The 15,613-nt window shown below is 67.8% G+C and carries 15 protein-coding genes and 3 pseudogenes; 6 read left to right on the plus strand and 12 right to left on the minus strand.

Features of this window, described 5'->3' with window-relative positions:
- Positions 1 to 384: 384 nt before the first annotated feature.
- Together ACFY1J_RS45615 and ACFY1J_RS45620 are read right to left on the minus strand one after the other, a co-directional pair.
- A complete protein-coding gene (locus ACFY1J_RS45615) occupies positions 385 to 1,050 on the minus strand; it encodes a uridine kinase (RefSeq protein ID WP_390713246.1) in 666 nt (221 codons plus the stop codon).
- 439 nt (positions 1,051 to 1,489) lie between these two features.
- Positions 1,490 to 2,317: a hypothetical protein gene (locus tag ACFY1J_RS45620; protein ID WP_390713247.1), complete on the minus strand. Its 828-nt coding sequence runs from the start codon at positions 2,315 to 2,317 to the stop codon at positions 1,490 to 1,492.
- Between the two features lie 85 nt (positions 2,318 to 2,402).
- Between ACFY1J_RS45620 and ACFY1J_RS45625 the strand changes: the two genes are divergently transcribed.
- On the plus strand, positions 2,403 to 2,936 hold the full coding sequence (locus ACFY1J_RS45625; protein ID WP_390713248.1) for a hypothetical protein: 534 nt from the start codon (positions 2,403 to 2,405) through the stop codon (positions 2,934 to 2,936).
- Between the two features lie 320 nt (positions 2,937 to 3,256).
- On the opposite strand, the gene ACFY1J_RS45630 is transcribed toward ACFY1J_RS45625, so the two are convergent.
- On the minus strand, positions 3,257 to 3,427 hold the full coding sequence (locus tag ACFY1J_RS45630) for a hypothetical protein (protein ID WP_390733270.1): 171 nt from the start codon (positions 3,425 to 3,427) through the stop codon (positions 3,257 to 3,259).
- 353 nt (positions 3,428 to 3,780) lie between these two features.
- Between ACFY1J_RS45630 and ACFY1J_RS45635 the strand changes: the two genes are divergently transcribed.
- Entirely contained in the window at positions 3,781 to 4,059 is a 279-nt protein-coding gene (locus ACFY1J_RS45635) for a hypothetical protein (protein ID WP_390733271.1), read from the plus strand.
- Between the two features lie 323 nt (positions 4,060 to 4,382).
- On the opposite strand, the gene ACFY1J_RS45640 is transcribed toward ACFY1J_RS45635, so the two are convergent.
- The 7 genes and pseudogenes from ACFY1J_RS45640 to ACFY1J_RS45670 form a co-directional block, all read right to left on the minus strand.
- Positions 4,383 to 4,679, minus strand: coding sequence for a transposase (locus tag ACFY1J_RS45640; protein ID WP_390733272.1), 297 nt, complete (start codon positions 4,677 to 4,679; stop codon positions 4,383 to 4,385).
- 459 nt (positions 4,680 to 5,138) lie between these two features.
- Positions 5,139 to 5,909 carry a transposase family protein gene (locus ACFY1J_RS45645; protein ID WP_390713251.1) on the minus strand — a complete coding sequence of 257 codons (771 nt, stop codon included), beginning with the start codon at positions 5,907 to 5,909 and terminating at the stop codon, positions 5,139 to 5,141.
- Positions 5,894 to 6,361 carry an ATP-binding protein gene (locus ACFY1J_RS45650; RefSeq protein ID WP_390733273.1) on the minus strand — a complete coding sequence of 156 codons (468 nt, stop codon included), beginning with the start codon at positions 6,359 to 6,361 and terminating at the stop codon, positions 5,894 to 5,896. The genes ACFY1J_RS45645 and ACFY1J_RS45650 overlap by 16 nt, the downstream gene beginning before the upstream one ends.
- Before the next feature lie 3 nt (positions 6,362 to 6,364).
- Positions 6,365 to 7,618 (minus strand): annotated as a pseudogene (gene istA, locus ACFY1J_RS45655) (IS21 family transposase).
- A 438-nt stretch (positions 7,619 to 8,056) separates the two neighbouring features.
- Positions 8,057 to 8,656 carry a hypothetical protein gene (locus tag ACFY1J_RS45660; RefSeq protein WP_390713253.1) on the minus strand — a complete coding sequence of 200 codons (600 nt, stop codon included), beginning with the start codon at positions 8,654 to 8,656 and terminating at the stop codon, positions 8,057 to 8,059.
- Positions 8,653 to 9,255, minus strand: a complete 603-nt coding sequence (locus ACFY1J_RS45665; RefSeq protein ID WP_390713254.1) for a hypothetical protein — start codon at positions 9,253 to 9,255, stop codon at positions 8,653 to 8,655. The genes ACFY1J_RS45660 and ACFY1J_RS45665 overlap by 4 nt, the downstream gene beginning before the upstream one ends.
- A 13-nt stretch (positions 9,256 to 9,268) precedes the next feature.
- A complete protein-coding gene (locus ACFY1J_RS45670; RefSeq protein ID WP_390733274.1) occupies positions 9,269 to 9,772 on the minus strand; it encodes a hypothetical protein in 504 nt (167 codons plus the stop codon).
- Positions 9,773 to 9,892: 120 nt separating this feature from the next.
- Between ACFY1J_RS45670 and ACFY1J_RS45675 the strand changes: the two are divergent.
- The 3 genes and pseudogenes from ACFY1J_RS45675 to ACFY1J_RS45685 form a co-directional block, all read left to right on the plus strand.
- Positions 9,893 to 10,912: pseudogene (locus ACFY1J_RS45675) on the plus strand (helix-turn-helix domain-containing protein); the annotation flags it as partial.
- A gap of 18 nt (positions 10,913 to 10,930) precedes the next feature.
- Positions 10,931 to 11,620: a YdcF family protein gene (locus ACFY1J_RS45680; protein WP_390713258.1), complete on the plus strand. Its 690-nt coding sequence runs from the start codon at positions 10,931 to 10,933 to the stop codon at positions 11,618 to 11,620.
- 29 nt (positions 11,621 to 11,649) lie between these two features.
- Positions 11,650 to 12,081, plus strand: coding sequence for a WbqC family protein (locus ACFY1J_RS45685; RefSeq protein ID WP_390733275.1), 432 nt, complete (start codon positions 11,650 to 11,652; stop codon positions 12,079 to 12,081).
- A gap of 235 nt (positions 12,082 to 12,316) precedes the next feature.
- On the opposite strand, the gene ACFY1J_RS45690 is transcribed toward ACFY1J_RS45685, so the two are convergent.
- Positions 12,317 to 13,894: a hypothetical protein gene (locus tag ACFY1J_RS45690; RefSeq protein WP_390733276.1), complete on the minus strand. Its 1,578-nt coding sequence runs from the start codon at positions 13,892 to 13,894 to the stop codon at positions 12,317 to 12,319.
- Between the two features lie 228 nt (positions 13,895 to 14,122).
- Positions 14,123 to 14,251: pseudogene (locus ACFY1J_RS45695) on the minus strand (IS5/IS1182 family transposase); the annotation flags it as partial.
- Between the two features lie 389 nt (positions 14,252 to 14,640).
- Here ACFY1J_RS45695 and ACFY1J_RS45700 point away from each other — a divergent pair.
- A complete protein-coding gene (locus ACFY1J_RS45700; RefSeq protein WP_390713257.1) occupies positions 14,641 to 15,372 on the plus strand; it encodes an HAD family hydrolase in 732 nt (243 codons plus the stop codon).
- Positions 15,373 to 15,613: the final 241 nt, after the last annotated feature.

The raw sequence follows: 15,613 nt of genomic DNA on the forward strand, positions 1-15,613 counted from the left end.
TGAACTTCCTACGCTTCTGTGCCACGTGCTCTCTCCGCCGTTCTGGACTTCGATCCTATGGGGACCGCTGTCCGAGAACTTCGGGGCGCCTCAGTCCGGGCTCGCTCGCGTATCCGCGGGGGGTGCCTCTATGTCCTTCATCAAGGCTGAGTGGTCTGCGGTGGCTGTTTCGGTGGTGCGTGGTTCGTAGAAGGTGCCGTCGCGGAGCATCGCGAAGAGCACACCCATGCGGTGCCGGGCGAAGCGGAAGAGAGCCTGGATGCGGGTCTTCCCCTGATCCCGCCATATGTCACCCCTGCAGTTCGCCTGGCTGCAGGTGAACTGGATCGGTCGTGATCCACCTGAGAGCCCGACGGGGCTTGGGCTGTGTTGCCGGAAGCGTGATCACGCGGCGTCCCTCGCCGGGGCCGGTGCCCCCCGGGCACCGGCCCCGGAGGTACGGGTCACACCGCACACCTCCGGTGCCCGCGAGGGCGCCGCGGGCGGCGGCGCGAGGGCCGGCCCGATCAGCGGCATGACGGCCGCCAGCATCTCCGCCTCGCTCGCGGTCCCGTCCACGACCAGATCGGCCGCCGCCCGGGAGGGCGCGACGTGGGCTGCGTGGTGGTCCCTGCCGGTCTGCAGATAGTTGCGCAGGGACAGTCGGGGGTCCTGCCGCTGCACCTCGATCTTCCGGAGGATCTTGCGGGCCAGGCGTATGTCGTCGGGGGTGTCGACATACACCCGCCACGCCGCCCGCCGGACCACGGACGGCAGTGACAGCGCGAACAGGCCCTCGACCACCACCAGCAGCACGCCGGGGCGCAGCAGCGCCGCGTCAATGGCGTGTGTCACCGCTGTCTCGTCGATCGACCCCGGATGGTTCCAGTCGAGGACGGCGTGCCCGTCGGCACTGACCGTCCACACACCCCTCAGAGGGTCGTGCGCGGGCACGTAGTAGTCGTCCAGATGGACCAGCGCGATGCTCTCGGGACACTGCAGCGACAGGGCTTCGGCAAGGGTGGACTTGCCGGATGCGGTGCCGCCTGCGACCGCCAGTACACCCGTCATACCGGGCGCTCCTCATGTGCTCAAAGGGGATAGACGAAGCGGCCGGACAAGCCGGGTGCAGGGAATGTACGGCGGCGTGATCGCCCATGGCAAGCAGGGAAACGCGGCCCCGTTCAGCGGAGGCCAGGGCCGCGACCCTTGGTCGACCTGCGCACCGGTCTCGGCGATGCCGCGGACCTTCAGCGTGGCGTAGCGGCCCTTGGGCGCGGGCGTGACGTCGACGCGCGGGAACGAGCAGTCGAGGCAGCGCACCTGCGACCAGGCGACCCCGCCTGGGCCCCACCCGCACACCGGGAACAGCACCGACGGCCGCCGCCCTCGACGCCCTGACCAAGACGTGCTTGGCAGGCCGCCCGGCCGAGCCGGAGGAGATCGCCGGGGCGGCCCTCTACCTCGCCAGTGAGGTGGCCACCGGGGCGGGGCACTGGCTGGCGGCTCGCTAGACCCAAATCTCGTGTTCGTTGCGATAGTGCGGCCACGGCCGCCTGGCCTGTCGTGCGGCGAGGACGTGTTTGATGCCCGCAACCCACGAGCCCGGGCGCAGCAGCTCAAGCAGGTAGCGCTCCAGCTCGGAGCGGCGCATCTGCAGCGTCCAGCCCGACGTCATCGTCAGGCCGCCCGGCAGTGCCACGGCCCGCAGCTGTTCCTGCTGGTGGATCTCCATGACGACCTCGCCCTGCTGCAGGTCGGCCTTCCCCGGCGGGCGGACCCAGCGCGCGTCTAGGCCGGCCACCTGCAGCAGGCGGGTCAGCGCAGGACCGGAGGTCTCCACGGCGGCCACGGTGTAGTCGCCGATCAGACGGGCGCAGGCCACCAGATGCAGCGGATAGTTCGCCCAGGGCACCCGCAGCGGGTCTCGGGCCGTGCTGTCGAGGCTGGTGGCGTTGATGTTGTGGTCCTCGCGGCCGGCGGCGATCCCTGCCCGTTGCAGGGCGATGTTGACTGTCTGCTGAAGGCGCTCGTTGAACTGCTTGGAGGACAGTCCTTGCTGGGAACATCCGTACTGGTCGATGACGAACAGGGCCCGGCTGCCGGGCACCTCGGTGGCGTAGATGCCCTCGTTTGCGGCCCGCTCCAGGGCCTCGCGCAGCACGTCCAGGTGTGTGCGCAGCGGCAGGTCCAGGTCGTAGAGGAGTTCTGAGGCGTTGTCTCCTGGCAGTGGGCCGCCATCCTGCACCGCCGCGCGGGCCTGGTTGATCCGCCGTAGTTGAGCGCTCTTGGTGTTGTTCGGATTGGTCTTGATCTCTTCCGTGCGGGGCGGGTGCACGCCGTCCCAGACCGTGATGTCGCCGATGCGCAGGCAGTTGGTCAGGTCGTGCAGGAGCGCGAAAGCACCGTCCGGCCCTCTCTACGTGTTCGCGTTCCGCCTGCAGCCCTGCCTTGCCGTGCATCAGGCCGGGCGAGTCGTTGCGGCACAGAGCGAGGATGAACGGGCGGTGGAAGCCGAAGACGCGCCAGGCCAGCGCATCACCCACCGAGCGCAGCTGGCGGGCCAGCCGGTCGCATACGTCCTGCTCGAACCGCCAGGTCGCCACGTCGGCGAGGTCACGGCCCGACTGGGGTTCCGGCGCCTCCAGGTGCGGCCCCTTTCCGCTGCGCATCCGCTTGGCGGCACGCTTGAACCCCGCGCGGTCTTTCTCTACTTCCAGCAGGCGGTTGAGCAGGTCCCGTTGGAAATCGACCCCGGCCTCCACCGTCTCGCAATCGCGGAGCTGCTGAATGAGCTGAGCCAAGGCCGGCTGCATCGCCTGATGGCGAGGGTGCACCATCATGTCGTCGGGATCGTAGGCGTCGGCGTGGAACAAGCTCATCCCGCCAGTGTGACGATCACGACGGTTCCCTGCTGCCGTTTTCCGAGCCGCCGAAGCCATGTTCGAACTCCTTGAGTACGGGATCGAGTTCAGCCGCCGCGCTGCACAGAGAGCACAGCCGGGTCCCGGGGCGCTCAGCGGGGTCCAGCGTCTTGTCCAGGGTCAGCACCGGCACCCTGCGGGTGCTTCCCCGCAGCCGACGGCATGAATGACGCCGCGGCCGCGGTCCAGCTTATGCAGAACCCAGCCCGACGGTCCGTGCCTTCCCCCACCCGCGGGCCTGCGTGGGTCCGCTCGCGTGCCGTACCCCGGGGCGAAGACCATGGCCTGGTGCAGTCTGACGGCACCCGCTCAGATATCGCCTGCGGCTGCGGATCTCTTCCTGCTGATCTTGTTCACGAATCGGTCGATGGATCAACAGCCGCGCCCTCCGTCCTGCCCCGCCACTCGGCGAGCCAATCCCAGGTGGTGAGGGTGTCGGGGTGGTCGGGGCCCAGCACGCGTATCTGGTCGGCCAGCAGCCCTTTGAACGCCGCGGGCCGCGCCAGCCGGATCCCCCGCTTCACCCCGGAAACAGGCGAGCTCCTGCCGGGTGGTGAGGGTATGGGGGTGGCCCCGGCCCAGCACGCGTGTCCGGTCGGCTACTGAACTTGAATGCGTGATGTCGGTCAGTCGTCCATGACGGATCGCGTAGAACATCCGGGACCGCTCGCCCGGCTCGTAGCACGTGTCGACCCACCCGGCTTCGACGGCGCGCCCGGGGCCAGGCGTTCGAGGGGCGCAAAAAACGAGAGCATCACCCCGGTGACAGACATATGATCGGGCCGGTCGTCGGGACAGAAGCTGAGCCGGGCTGTCGGATTCAATTCGAAGGCGCCGGCGCTCGCGCCTGACGTTGCGTCCGAGTCGAGGAGGACAGTTGGCTCTGCGGAAGAAGGGCACCCGCCTGATCACGGTCGATGGCGTGGCGTACCGGTGGCGTGTGTCCGGCGGGGCCGGTTGCTGCACAGGGTGCGCGTCGGGGCGGTTCGACTTCGTGGTTGAGCAGGCCGATCAGAAGGGCGCGGTGTTGATGGCGGCGACATCGGCCTTTCCCGTGGTTCCCTCCATCGTCGGGGCGGGAGTTCGTGCCGCGCTCGATCACGGATGGCAGCCGGCGCGAAGGGGACCGGCTTTCCGACTGACCGGGCTGGTGTAGACCATCTTCCGGCCGCCGGAGGCCCGCGATCGGAGGGCACGCGTGGCGTCACTCGATCCGGCAACCCGAACGAGGAATCACCGCCCTGATCCCGGACTCGAGTCCGGCAGGCCAATAACGTCACGGCTGTCGGCCCCGGAACCGGTGAAACAGCCTTGGAAGCAGCGCCACCTGGAACAACGCGGGCTTCGCTGAGCTCGTGGTAGCTGATCCGACTGTCACCCGCACCGGTCTCGGTGGACAGAGCGCAGTACAGCTCACTTACGAAGTCCCAGGTCACCAAGACATGGCGGTGATGCTGCCACATCTGCCTGGTACTGGCCTCACCGCGTTGGCGGCGGCTCCTCATGAGTGCACGGGCCGAGGCTGAGCCCGGTGCCGGCGAGGCAGCCGTCGACCACCTCAGGGCGGTACTGGATCTGCTTGAGACGGTGCTTGACCGCCCGGGTGATCTGGCTGAGGTCGGCCGCCGCGAGGTTGCCGAGGTCGCGTTTGACCAACGACCACACGCCCTCGGTCGGGTTGAGGTCCGGCGCGTAGGTTGGCAGCTGGACGACCCTCAGCCAGTCGGCGTTCGCGTCGATGAACTCGCGCAATGGGCGCGCTGGCCAGGTGGGCAAAGGGATCCTGCGCAGCCGTTTGGAACCACATCACCGAGAGCGCCGTATGTCCAGGCTCTGCAATGTCCTCGGGCTTCCACCATGACGTCAGTCGAGCGTGAACCGTCTCTCGCGGCAGCCACTCCTCGAGCCGCCCCTCCGTATCGGCTCGGAGCTTGTCGAGATCGTGCACATACAACTGCGGCGTCACTGCCATCGCCTTCTCGATGCCCATCAAACGAAAGCGACGGTGTAGGTGCGGCGTTCCTTCGAGCATGCCTTCACGGTCGTCACTTACCGTGAGTGCGCGAAGCTCGGCGTGTACTGGTCCCACTTGATAGCTACGCAAGTCGTCATTCCTCATCTGGATCATGGGCCAGAGGGTAGGCGCGTCCGACGAGCGGACCAAACGACTTTCGATACACGTCCTAAAGCGCGTTGCAGAAGGCCGTATTTTGCGCCCGATCGCGACTGTTCTGATCACGCGGCCAGGGCGAGGTTGTGCATACGGGCGACGGCCTGGACCGCGTGGTGAAGGCCGTCGCCGCGCTGCCAGCAGTCGCGGAGGATCTTGTAGTTCTTCAGCCGGCCGATCGCATGCTCGACCCGCGCACGGACCCGGCGATGTTCCGCGTTGTCGGCTTCCTCGCCAGCAAGCAGAGCCCGGCCGGGTCGTTTGCGGTGCGGGACGACCAGGCCCGTGTTGATGTAGGCGCCGTCACCGAGCACGGTGACGCCCTGACACTGCTGCGGCAGGCCGGAGTCGCGCCACACATGGGCATCTGCCCTGTTGCCTGGGGCCGGGCGGGCGGTGGCCACGACCAAGCGGGTGTCGGCGTCGATGATGACCTGCACGTTCGCGGAGAAGCGGTAGTTGCGGCTGGAGGCGCCGACCTTGCGGTCGCGGACCGGAATCAAGGTGCCGTCCACGATCCACAGCCGGTCCGCAGCATCGACAGGACGGGCGGCCGGCTCGAGCGCGAGGAGGGGCCCAAGCCGCTGGATGACCCGGCACACCGTTGCAGGCGAGACCCCGAACAGTGGCGCGAGCTGCCGCATGGTCAGGTTCGTCCGGTAGTAGACAGCCACCACCAGCACCCGGTCGGCGAGCGGCAGACACCACGGCCGCCCGATGCGCGGCCCGTCACCACCCCGCTCCCGCACCACCCTCAGCAGCCGCTCGAACTGCTTCATCCGCAGCCCAGTGAACGTCTCCACCCACAACGCATCAGCCCTCAACACCCCACGCATACAAGGGAAATGCCCAGATCACGGCCTTCTGCAACGCGCTTTAGGCCGATGGCCAGGTGCGTCTTCCCGATCCCGGGCGGCCCGAGCAGGATCACGTTCTCCGTCTTCGCGACGAACGTGCCCGTCGCCAGGTGCGCGAGAACGTCTCGACGAAGTGAAGGCAGGTGGTCGAGGTTGAAGTCCTCCAGCGTCTTGACCTGCGGAAAGTGGGCAGTGCGGATCCGCATCGTGGTGCCCTTGGACTCCCGGTCGGCGACCTGTCGCTGCAGCAGCGCGGCCAGATACTCCTCGTGGGACCAGTTCTGGTCCCGGGCCTGATCGGCCAGCTCCTCCCAGAAGGCGCCGATGGTCGGCATCTTCAGCACCCGGGTCAGGTAGGACAGCATCGACGGCATGCCGTCCTTCGGCCCGCTCCCCGCAGCGGCCGGCTTGGGCTTGGTGGCTGTACTCACGTATCACTCCGCTTTCGTGGTGGGCGGGTTGAAGTCGACGCCGAACAGGGCGTCGTAGTCGGGCAGGGCCCACAGTGCGACGGTGTGCCCGTCGGTGTGCCGGCGGACAGCTGCCTGACGTCGTTGGCGGTCCAGCGCGAGGGCCTCGCGCATCTTCGCGGCGGTGGCCGCGTGGACCGGGTCGGTGATGACCTGCTGCCTTGCCCAGGACCGCTCGTGCCGGGCGACGACGCGGCCGTCGCAGAACACGGTCACCGTCTCAGGGGAGGCGGTGACGTCGACGAACCGGCCGATGACCTGCGGATCGACCGAGTAGTCGACGGCATCGACGCGGACGTAGTAGTCCCGTCCGAGCCGGATCCGGGAGCTCAGGCCGATCGGCGGGACGACCGGCGGCAGCGGGACCATCGCCTGGTAGTCGCTCTCCAGCAGGTCCACCGGCCGACCCTGGATCGCGCGGACCATCCGCGCGTTCGCCCTCACCAGCCACTCCTTCAGCTGCTGGTTGAAGTCCGCCGGCGAGGCGAACAGGCGGCCGGGCAGGAACGAGGATTCCAGGTACTGGTTGTTGCGCTCGACCAGCCCCTTGAACTCCGGGTCGCGGGGCGGGGCGAGCCTGATCCTGGTGGCCAGGGTGCCGGCGAACGCGGCCGCTGGGGAGGTCACCTTCCCCGTCCCGCCGATCGCGGCCTCCCGGTCCCAGACCAGCGTCTTCGGGACTCGGCCGATGCCGTGGATCAGGGACCACATGCCCTACAAGATGTCGCCGGCCTGCCGAGACGGGATCATCACCGCGGTCAGGAACCGCGAGAAACCGCAGGTCATGACCAGCACCGGCAGGACCCGCTGCTGGCCGGCCCCGACCGGCACCTTCGTCTCGGGGAACCACAGATCGCACTGGGCGACCTCGCCGGGCCGGTAGGTCACCCGGTCCACCGGATCGATCCCGACGTACTCGGGCCGGATCAGCGCGAGCCGCTTGCGCAGCGGCGGCAGCGAGTACGGCCAGCCGATCCGCTCGGCGATCACCGGCGCCGGCATCGTCGGCCACTCCTGCAACAGGGCCCGCATCTGCGGCTCGTAGGCGTCCGCGACCTGGCCTCGCGGAGCCCGCTGGAACACCGGCGGTCGGTCCGAGTTCAACGCCGCCCGGACCGTGTTCCGGGCCACCCCCAACCGCCGCGAGATCTCCTTGATGGGCACACCCTCCGCGCGATGCAGACGGCGTATCTCTGCCCAGTCCTCCACCTTCAGCACCCTCCAAGAGTGATCAAGGGGGTCAATAGTGCGGGATCGCTACGGGGTCAGTTTTGCGGGAGCGTCAACACGTGGTGGGCATGGGAGGGTGTCTTTCTCACTGGGAGCGGATTGTCGGACTGGAACACGCCGTCTCCTGGGGGCACTGCTGGTCCACCAGAAGTTCGCGCCGGCCGCTCGACGGCCCGGCCACCGGATGGAGGTGCTCGGTGCCCGTCCGTGGGGTGGGGGTGGGGAGCCGGGCACGTCTTGCGAGCGAACGGCGTCGTTTTGCGGTGAGTTGGGCGACTGAGGTGTCGACGGCGGGGCGTGCGGTGTGAGGATCAAGCTCCTTCGCCGCTGCTGTCGGGGGGCCAGGTTCTCTCCGCTTTCGGCGGCGGGGTGTGAGAGCCGCGTGCGGTGAGAGGGTGAGGGGAGCACCGTCAACGCACGTTGGGTTCAGGCGATGGTGCTCAGTACGGAACCGAGGAGTGTTTCGTGTGGGGCGGGGCCGGGGCGGAATCGGTCGAGGAGGTCCCGCAGGGGCAGGGCCGGTACGAGACGGTCGCCGCGCATGTGGCGCCGCCAGAACACGCCGGGCGGTTCCGTCTGCGGCAGGGGCGGCAGGGCCAGCTGGTGGGGCCTGCCCAGGCACGCACCGTACCGGTGCGGGGCCCACTGTTCGCTGGTCCCGGGCGGGACGAGCCAGATGAGCCAGCCGCGTTCAGGGTCCTCGATGACGGGGCCGCAGGCATCTGGCCGGTCGCTCTGACCGGTCTGCTGGATCTCGTCAAGCATGGCCACCACCCCGTAGGCCTCGGCGCCGCTGGCGGTGACGACGATGTCGAACAGATGACCGCCCAGGGGGAGGACGAGGTCTCCGCCCCGCTGGTAGTTCATCAGCCGCCGAACCCGGTCGGCCAGCGTCGCCATGTCCGCCGCCGACTCACCGGGCGCCGCCCAAGAGTTGGGCTGGACGAACGCGGCCTGGGGGACGGGCGGCCGCTCCTGCGCCGGGTCGGCCTGCGACTCGCGGCGGGGCAACTGCGTGGTCGTCATGCCGAGACCTCCCAGGTGGCGGGGAGCAGCGCCTGGACCGTCTTACCGACTGCGTGATCCGCCTCGTCCCTCTGCACGTCCCAGGACAGGCGCCCCCGGTAGTGGCGCACCCACCACAACCCGCTGGGCACCTTCGGCGGTGCCGGGTCGGCGGTTACGGCCTGGTCAAAGTTTGCGAACTCGGGATACGCATCGGAGACTTCGATCAACAGTTCATCGGTCTGCGGGAACAGGGCGAACCGGAGGCTGACACAGCCGTCGGGGAAGGGTCGCCCGTGACTGACGGCGTTGTCCACCAGCTTGTCGGCGACACGGGCCGCCGCATCCACGTTCCCGCTCCAGCGCCACATCGTGAGCAGCGGTAGCGCTCGCAGCCGGGCATTCGGACCGGCGCCCTCAACCGCCGTCAGCCGCCACTCCCGCGACCACGTCGGCTCATCCTCCGCCTGTAACAGAAGTAGGGCCACCGTGGCGCCCACCGGATGCTGTGCCAGGGACGGCTCCCCGGGCGCTTCATCGTTGGTCGAGGCGGGTGCCTTGTTCGTGGGCGCCGTCGCTTCCTGTGCGGGAGGAGCGGTGCGCTGTAATGCCGGGTTCACGGGGGCTCCTGGTTCACGTTTGTGATTGATCGTGCGCGTTGAGCGAGGGTCCGACATGTCCGTGACTATGGATCCGCTTCGCGGCGCAGGACGAATGGACATCTGGAATTCCTTGGTGGCGGAGGCTGGAGAATTCACCAAGAGGGTGCGTGGGCCCTGCCGTCGGCCTGGTGATACGGACTACGATCAGGCCGCTGCCTGTCGCAGCTATCTGTCGCCTGCGAGGGCTGGCAATGTGCTTCGGTCCCATGTGGCTGAGAGCCGGTACGACGACGCCATAGGTGTCGGGCAGTCCCAGCGCGTCCAAGAGGCCGACGAAGGCGGGGGAGCGGACGGCCACTGCTACCTCGCGGTCCGTGAACACGCCGCGCAGGCTCAGCTCATGCCGTCGGCAGTACTCGGCAAGGCAGCCGATGAGAGCAGCGTGGCGGGCCGGTCCACCGGTGAGATGGCGCAGGTAGCCGAAGACCTGGGGAAAGGCGACGGGGCGGCGTTCTGTGATGAGTTGGTCGTCCATGCCCACAGCGTCGGCCGCCGTGAACGGCCTCGAAATGACCTGATGTTGCACTTCCGTTGCACTTCCCGCCCCGCACTGTCACCGAGAGTGCTTCCATACGTGACAGAGGGAGGTCACCCCGTGGTCAGCGTGCAGCAATGGACGGGCATGGAAGCGCGCGCCTTGCGCGCCGCACTCCGCATGAGTACGCGCGCCTTTGCCGAGCACCTCGGTGTCGCTCTACGGACGGTCGCAAAGTGGGAGAGCCTCGGTACCGATACCCGGCCCCGGCCGGATACGCAGGCCATCCTCGACACTGCGCTTGCCCGTGCGGACTCGGCTGCCCAGGCCCGGTTCGAGGCGCTGCTGTCCCCCGAGCGGAGGAGCTCCAGGCCAGCCGACTACGAGACCTGGACCGAGGACGTCGAGCGTGCCGTGGTCTGTATCAGCCGTCAGAACTTCCCCTTCGCAACTGCACTCCTGAACCGCTGGCTGGGGAGCCACGACCCGCATCGCCTGGACGACAAAGGCCTCTACCTCTACGGCCGTTCCCTGGTGCTCCTCGGAGACCTCCAACGGGACCAGGGCGCGATCCTTGGCCCGCTCTCCGCCCGGCACTCCTACTCGACCGCCTGCACCAAGTTCACCGAACTTGATATCCCGCGCCGAGTGGCCCAGATCGAACTCTCCCTTGCTGTCGTCCAAGAGATGTCCGGCCAGCTGCAAGCCTCGGCACGTCAGTACGACCGCCTCGCCACGGACGAGCGTTTAAGCCCCCGTGATCGTGCCAGGGCCCGCCTCTGGGTGGGCACGGCCCTGAGCAAGGAAGGCAACAACGAGTACGCCACCCAGGTCATGACGGCCGCTACCCGAGCCTTCGAGGACTTGGGTGAGCCGGAGGACTGGTCGGTCGCCCACCAGAAGCTGGCCCTGGCCCATCGTGGCGCCGGTGACGTGAAGCAGGCACTGCGCTACATCGACATCGCGCGCACCACCGGTACGGTCGACTCCCCGATGCAGCGGGTGCGGCTGGACACCGCCTACGGGCACATCCTTCTGTCAGACGCGGCGACCCGCAATGATGGGCTGTCCGTCCTCGAGCAGGCGGCACAGGTGGCCCGGCAGTACGGGCTGAGCCACCAGCTGCGCAGCATCGAGGGTCCGGAAGAACCAGCAGGGATGAGCCAGGGAGTGTCAGTGCCGGAGCACGAGCAGCGTCAGATCACCGACGAGCAGTTCCACGACGCGATGCTGATCTGGAACTACCCCCAGATGGGACACGAGCAGCGGCCCTGTTCGGCGGCGATTGGCCTGGGCAGCCACGACCTCGGCGTGGCTACCGCCGCCGCTGACCTGTACCGCGTGGGGCTGTTTCCCCTTTTGGTCTTCAGCGGTGGCAACAGCCCGACCACTCGCGCGCGTTTCCCGCGCGGCGAGGCGGTTCACTACCGCGAGCACGCGCTGAGCCTGGGTATGCCGGATGAGGCGATCCTGGTCGAACCGAAGGCCGCCAACACCGGCCAGAACATCACCTTTTCCCGCGAGGTGCTGGCTGAGGCCGGGGTGGAGGTCGAGTCGCTGCTGCTGATTTCCAAGCCGTACACGGAGCGCCGCTCGTACGCGACCTGCCGCAAGTTGTGGCCCGAGGTCGAGGTCGTGTGCGCCTCCGAGCCGCTGGAACTGGACGACTACATCAAGTCCATCGGTGACGAGCCGCTCGTCGTCGACATGCTCGTTGGCGACCTGCAACGGGTGATCGAGTACCCGAAGCTCGGCTTTGCCGTCGAGCAGGATGTACCGGGGGGTGTGTATGACGCGTACGAGCGCCTCCTGGGCGCCGGCTTCGACAGCCGCCTCATCAGCACCTGATCCATCCTGCGTCGGACCGCCGGGGCGGGATGTGCGCGATCCATCAACCCAACCTGTTTCCCCGGCTGTCTACTCTGGCGAAGCCCTATGCCGCCGACCGCTGGATCGTCCTCGACGACGTGCAGTTCGCCCGGCGCGACTACCAGCACCGCACGCGGCTTGCCTCGCTGGAGGATCCTGGTCGGCAGCAGTGGCTCACGCTTCCGACGCACCTTCCCCACGGACGCGCGACACTGATCAGCCAGGCGCGGCTCGTTGATCCCCGCCGTTCGCGCCGGACAGTCGAGCTGCTCGTACGCCAGTACTACCGTCGTAGCCGCCACTGGGGTGCCGTGCGTGAGGTTCGGCGTGCTTATTCTCAATCGCCAGATTGCCAGCCGGAAGCCGCTCCCACTGGCCGGTCGTGGCTCGTCGATGCAGGCGATGTCAGCGCTTCCAGGGGCACAGCCTCGCCGCCCTGACCGATCACCAGCATGGCGGGGCTTCGCGACCCAGATCACACGGTCGATGGACGCCTCGTCGAAACCGGCCTCACCTTGACGACACCGCGCCAGCAAAGTCAGTAGTGCGTCGCTGGCCGTGTTGAGATTCTTCATCACACCCGGGCTGGTGGTATTGGCGTTGACCTTGGCAGCCATTGATCGTCCCGGTCTCGCCTTGTTCTGTCTCCGGGGCATTGCAGGCTCCGCGTCGGCCTCACCTTCCGGTGGGTGTCATCTCTTCGCGGCGGCGGAAGAGCCTTCGGCGCCGCGCGTACAGGGCGATGGCGAGGCTGAGCAGCGGGATGACGACGGCAGCGGCGATGTAGAAGCCGGGGGTGGCCCAGGCCGGCCCCGGCCACACGGACACAGCGACGTCTGCCGTGTCATCAGCCGGCTCGGTGTCGCCGCTGGGGCGTCCCGGGGCGCTGTCCGAGACCGTGACCTGGCCGCTGCCGTCGGCGCTGTCCTTGTCGATGCGCAGAGTGAACGGGAACATCGTCGTGGCCCCCACCGCTCCGACGCGCGCCGTGCACACGTACCGTCTGGCACTCGGCTGCCTCGCGGAGGCTTCCGCAAGTGGCGTGCCGTCGGCGGTGACGGCCCGACAGTCCTGGTCGATCACCTCTTCGTCGCGTTCGAAGCTGTACGGCGACGCCATGACAGTGGTGCCGTCGGGCACCGTGAAGACGACCTTCACCGCTGCCGTCAGCGAACCGGGACCGTTGTTCCGCACGCCGATCCGCACGGTGGTGAGGCTGCCGATGGGACCGCGCGCCGTGTCGGCGACCGCGGCCAGCTCGCTCTGGTTGTGGACGGTCATGTGGAGCACCTGTGGATCGTCGCCGACTGTGCTCGCCGCACCGTCGTCGGCCTTGGAGGCCGGAACGAAATGCAGTGGAGGCCCGTTGCCGGGCCGGTACCTCGATGCGATCTCGGCCGGGGGCACGTAGTCGGTGCCGATGGCATCAGCAGTGAAGTTGACGGTCGGATAGGTGGCATCCTGTGCGGCCCGCAAGTGCTCGCGGGCACCTAGGCCGTACGACCGGCCGGGCGGAATGACGACGTCGTCCGCGAGGAGTCGACACCACGCCGAAGTGCCGCCTCGATAGCGGCAGTTGCGGTGCCGGTCGGTCAGGGTGATGCCGTCGCGTGCTTCCATGCGCAGGGCCACTCCGCGGGCGGGCACGTCGCCGACATTGCGTACGGTCAGTCGGACCGCCAGGCTCCCGCCCGGTTCCACCGGGCCCGAATCGGGGTGAAGCGTGACCCGGAGCTTCGGTCTGCCGACCACGATGAGGGAGTGACCGCTGACGGGCGGCAGGCCGGGCGCGGTCACGCGGTAGCGCAGCACCGCGGACTCGCCCGCCTTCGCGCCTTTCGCGGGACTCAGGTGAAAGGCCTGCATACCCCCTCCACTTGTCGGACCCGCCTGCGTGTCGCAGTGGTAGACGGGCAAGTGGACGACACATGCATCGAGCGCCCGCTTGACGGTGACGATGCCCTTCAGATCACCGGCGTCGAAGGTCACCCTCAGTCTGACCGTCGCTCCGCCTGCTCTCTCTTCGACCCGCAGGTCAGATGCGGCCTGTTGTGGATCGCGGGAAACGTAGAAGACCGAGGGAACGACCAGCTTCACGTCGACTGCCCCGCTTGAGGCGCACCCGGCGAGGACGGACGTCATGGCGACCAGCGTGAGCAGAAGGCCGACGGCAGCCTTGTACGCACGGATGACCGGGCTCGTTTCCCGACTCAAGTTGCTGCGGGGGCGACGGTCCAGCCGCAGAGTGTTCATGTGGGCCACCCTGCCAAGTCGAGATCACGGCCACGCCTCGCTACGGTCACGGGAGTCTTGATCGTCACCAGCCGCATGAACTTTGCACTTGTCAGTGCACCGGACTCTGCGCGCGCCGTAGAACGCGTCTTCATTCGAGCTTGTGCGGCAGGAGCCGCGGTCTCTGGATGTGGCGGACGTCGACACCGGTAGCGGGCGGAAGGAAGAGACAGTGAGCCGTTTCCAACCTCACGCTGACGTGCGGTGAAGGACGAGGACGGCCTTGACGATGTCGGTGATGCGGTTGGTGCTGCAGCGGAGTTTCCGCAGCAGGCGCCAGCCTTTGAGGGCGGCCATGGCCTGCTCGCCGACGCAGCGGGAGCAATGCTCAAGATCTGTGGATCGGCCTCGGGTTGGACGCGAACGGGCGTACCTCCCGAGTGATCGACTTCTGATCTCCGAGTAGGCCCGCGCTGCGAACGCGGGTTGGGAAGGCACGCCCGTGCTCAGCGTAGTGAATGCCGAGGAAACCACCGAGACCGGCTCTCTGATCGACGACATCGTCCGGGAGGGCGCCCGCTGGATGCTGGCCGCCGCGCTGGAGGCGCGATCACCGCACCCCACCTCGTCGCCCTCGTCCGCAACGGCGCCCGCTTCCAGAACGGTCACCTCGTCGAACGCCCCGAGAACACCTCGGCGGCGTGACCCACCTCAACTGATCGACAGATCTTGACAATTCCTCCAGACCCCACGGGATGATCGCCCCTATGGCAGACGTGATCTTCTTCGATCTGGACGGCACCCTGGTCGATCACCGAAGCGCGGTCTGGGAAACGATCGGCCAGATCATCCAGGCCGCGCCGAACGCGACGGCTCCACCAGAGGAGCTGGCGACGTTGTGGTGGACGTTGGAGGCGCGCCACATGCGGGAATACCTGGCCGGTCAGTGCTCCTTCGCTGAGCACCACCGACGCAGACTCCGTTCCTTCCTGCCTCTGCTCGGCGAACCGGTTCCTGAAAGTCCCGGCCTTCTGGACGCCTGGATCAACAAGCGCTACCTCACCGTGTTCGAGGAGTTCTGGCGGTGCTATCCCGATGTCCAGCCGTGCCTGGAGACCCTGAAACAACTTCCTCGCGGACCGCGTCTCGCCGTTCTCACCAACGGGGACCCTGAACAGCAGCGCGCCAAGCTTGCCCGCTTCGGCCTCCTCGAATACTTCGACGCCGTCCTGACCCCGACCGACCTCGGTGCGGCCAAGCCCGCCGCCTACGCCACCGCCTGCCGTTGGATGCGGACGGACCCCGCGCAGGCAGTCAACGTGGGCGATATGCTGGAAAGCGACGTGAACGCAGCCGCCCTCGCCGGACTCACCGGCATCTGGCTGGACCGCGGCATCGACTTCGTCACCGGTGGACCATCGCCGACAGCAGACGAGACGGTCCCCCGCATCGAACAGCTCACCGAGCTCCCCAACCACCTATCACCCACGAACGTCTGACCAGCTCTCACGGCCTTCACAAATGAGCATCCGGACGGCACTGGCCACGCCAGGCACAAGGTTGGAGCCTCCTGGATGCAGTGCCGAACGCGGGCCCACAGTACGAAGAACGACTCACGGGAAAGAGGGAACCGGTGAGCAACACCGTTACTGATCTCAGCTCGTTAGGGTGATGTTTGCTGAACATCCTGATGTGGGTGTGGTGTTGTCGGTAGTCCGTGGTGTGTGAGATATGCGGATG

This window comes from Streptomyces sp. NPDC001406 (assembly GCF_042895285.1).
In the GTDB taxonomy this organism is placed as follows: Bacteria; Actinomycetota; Actinomycetes; order Streptomycetales; family Streptomycetaceae; genus Streptomyces.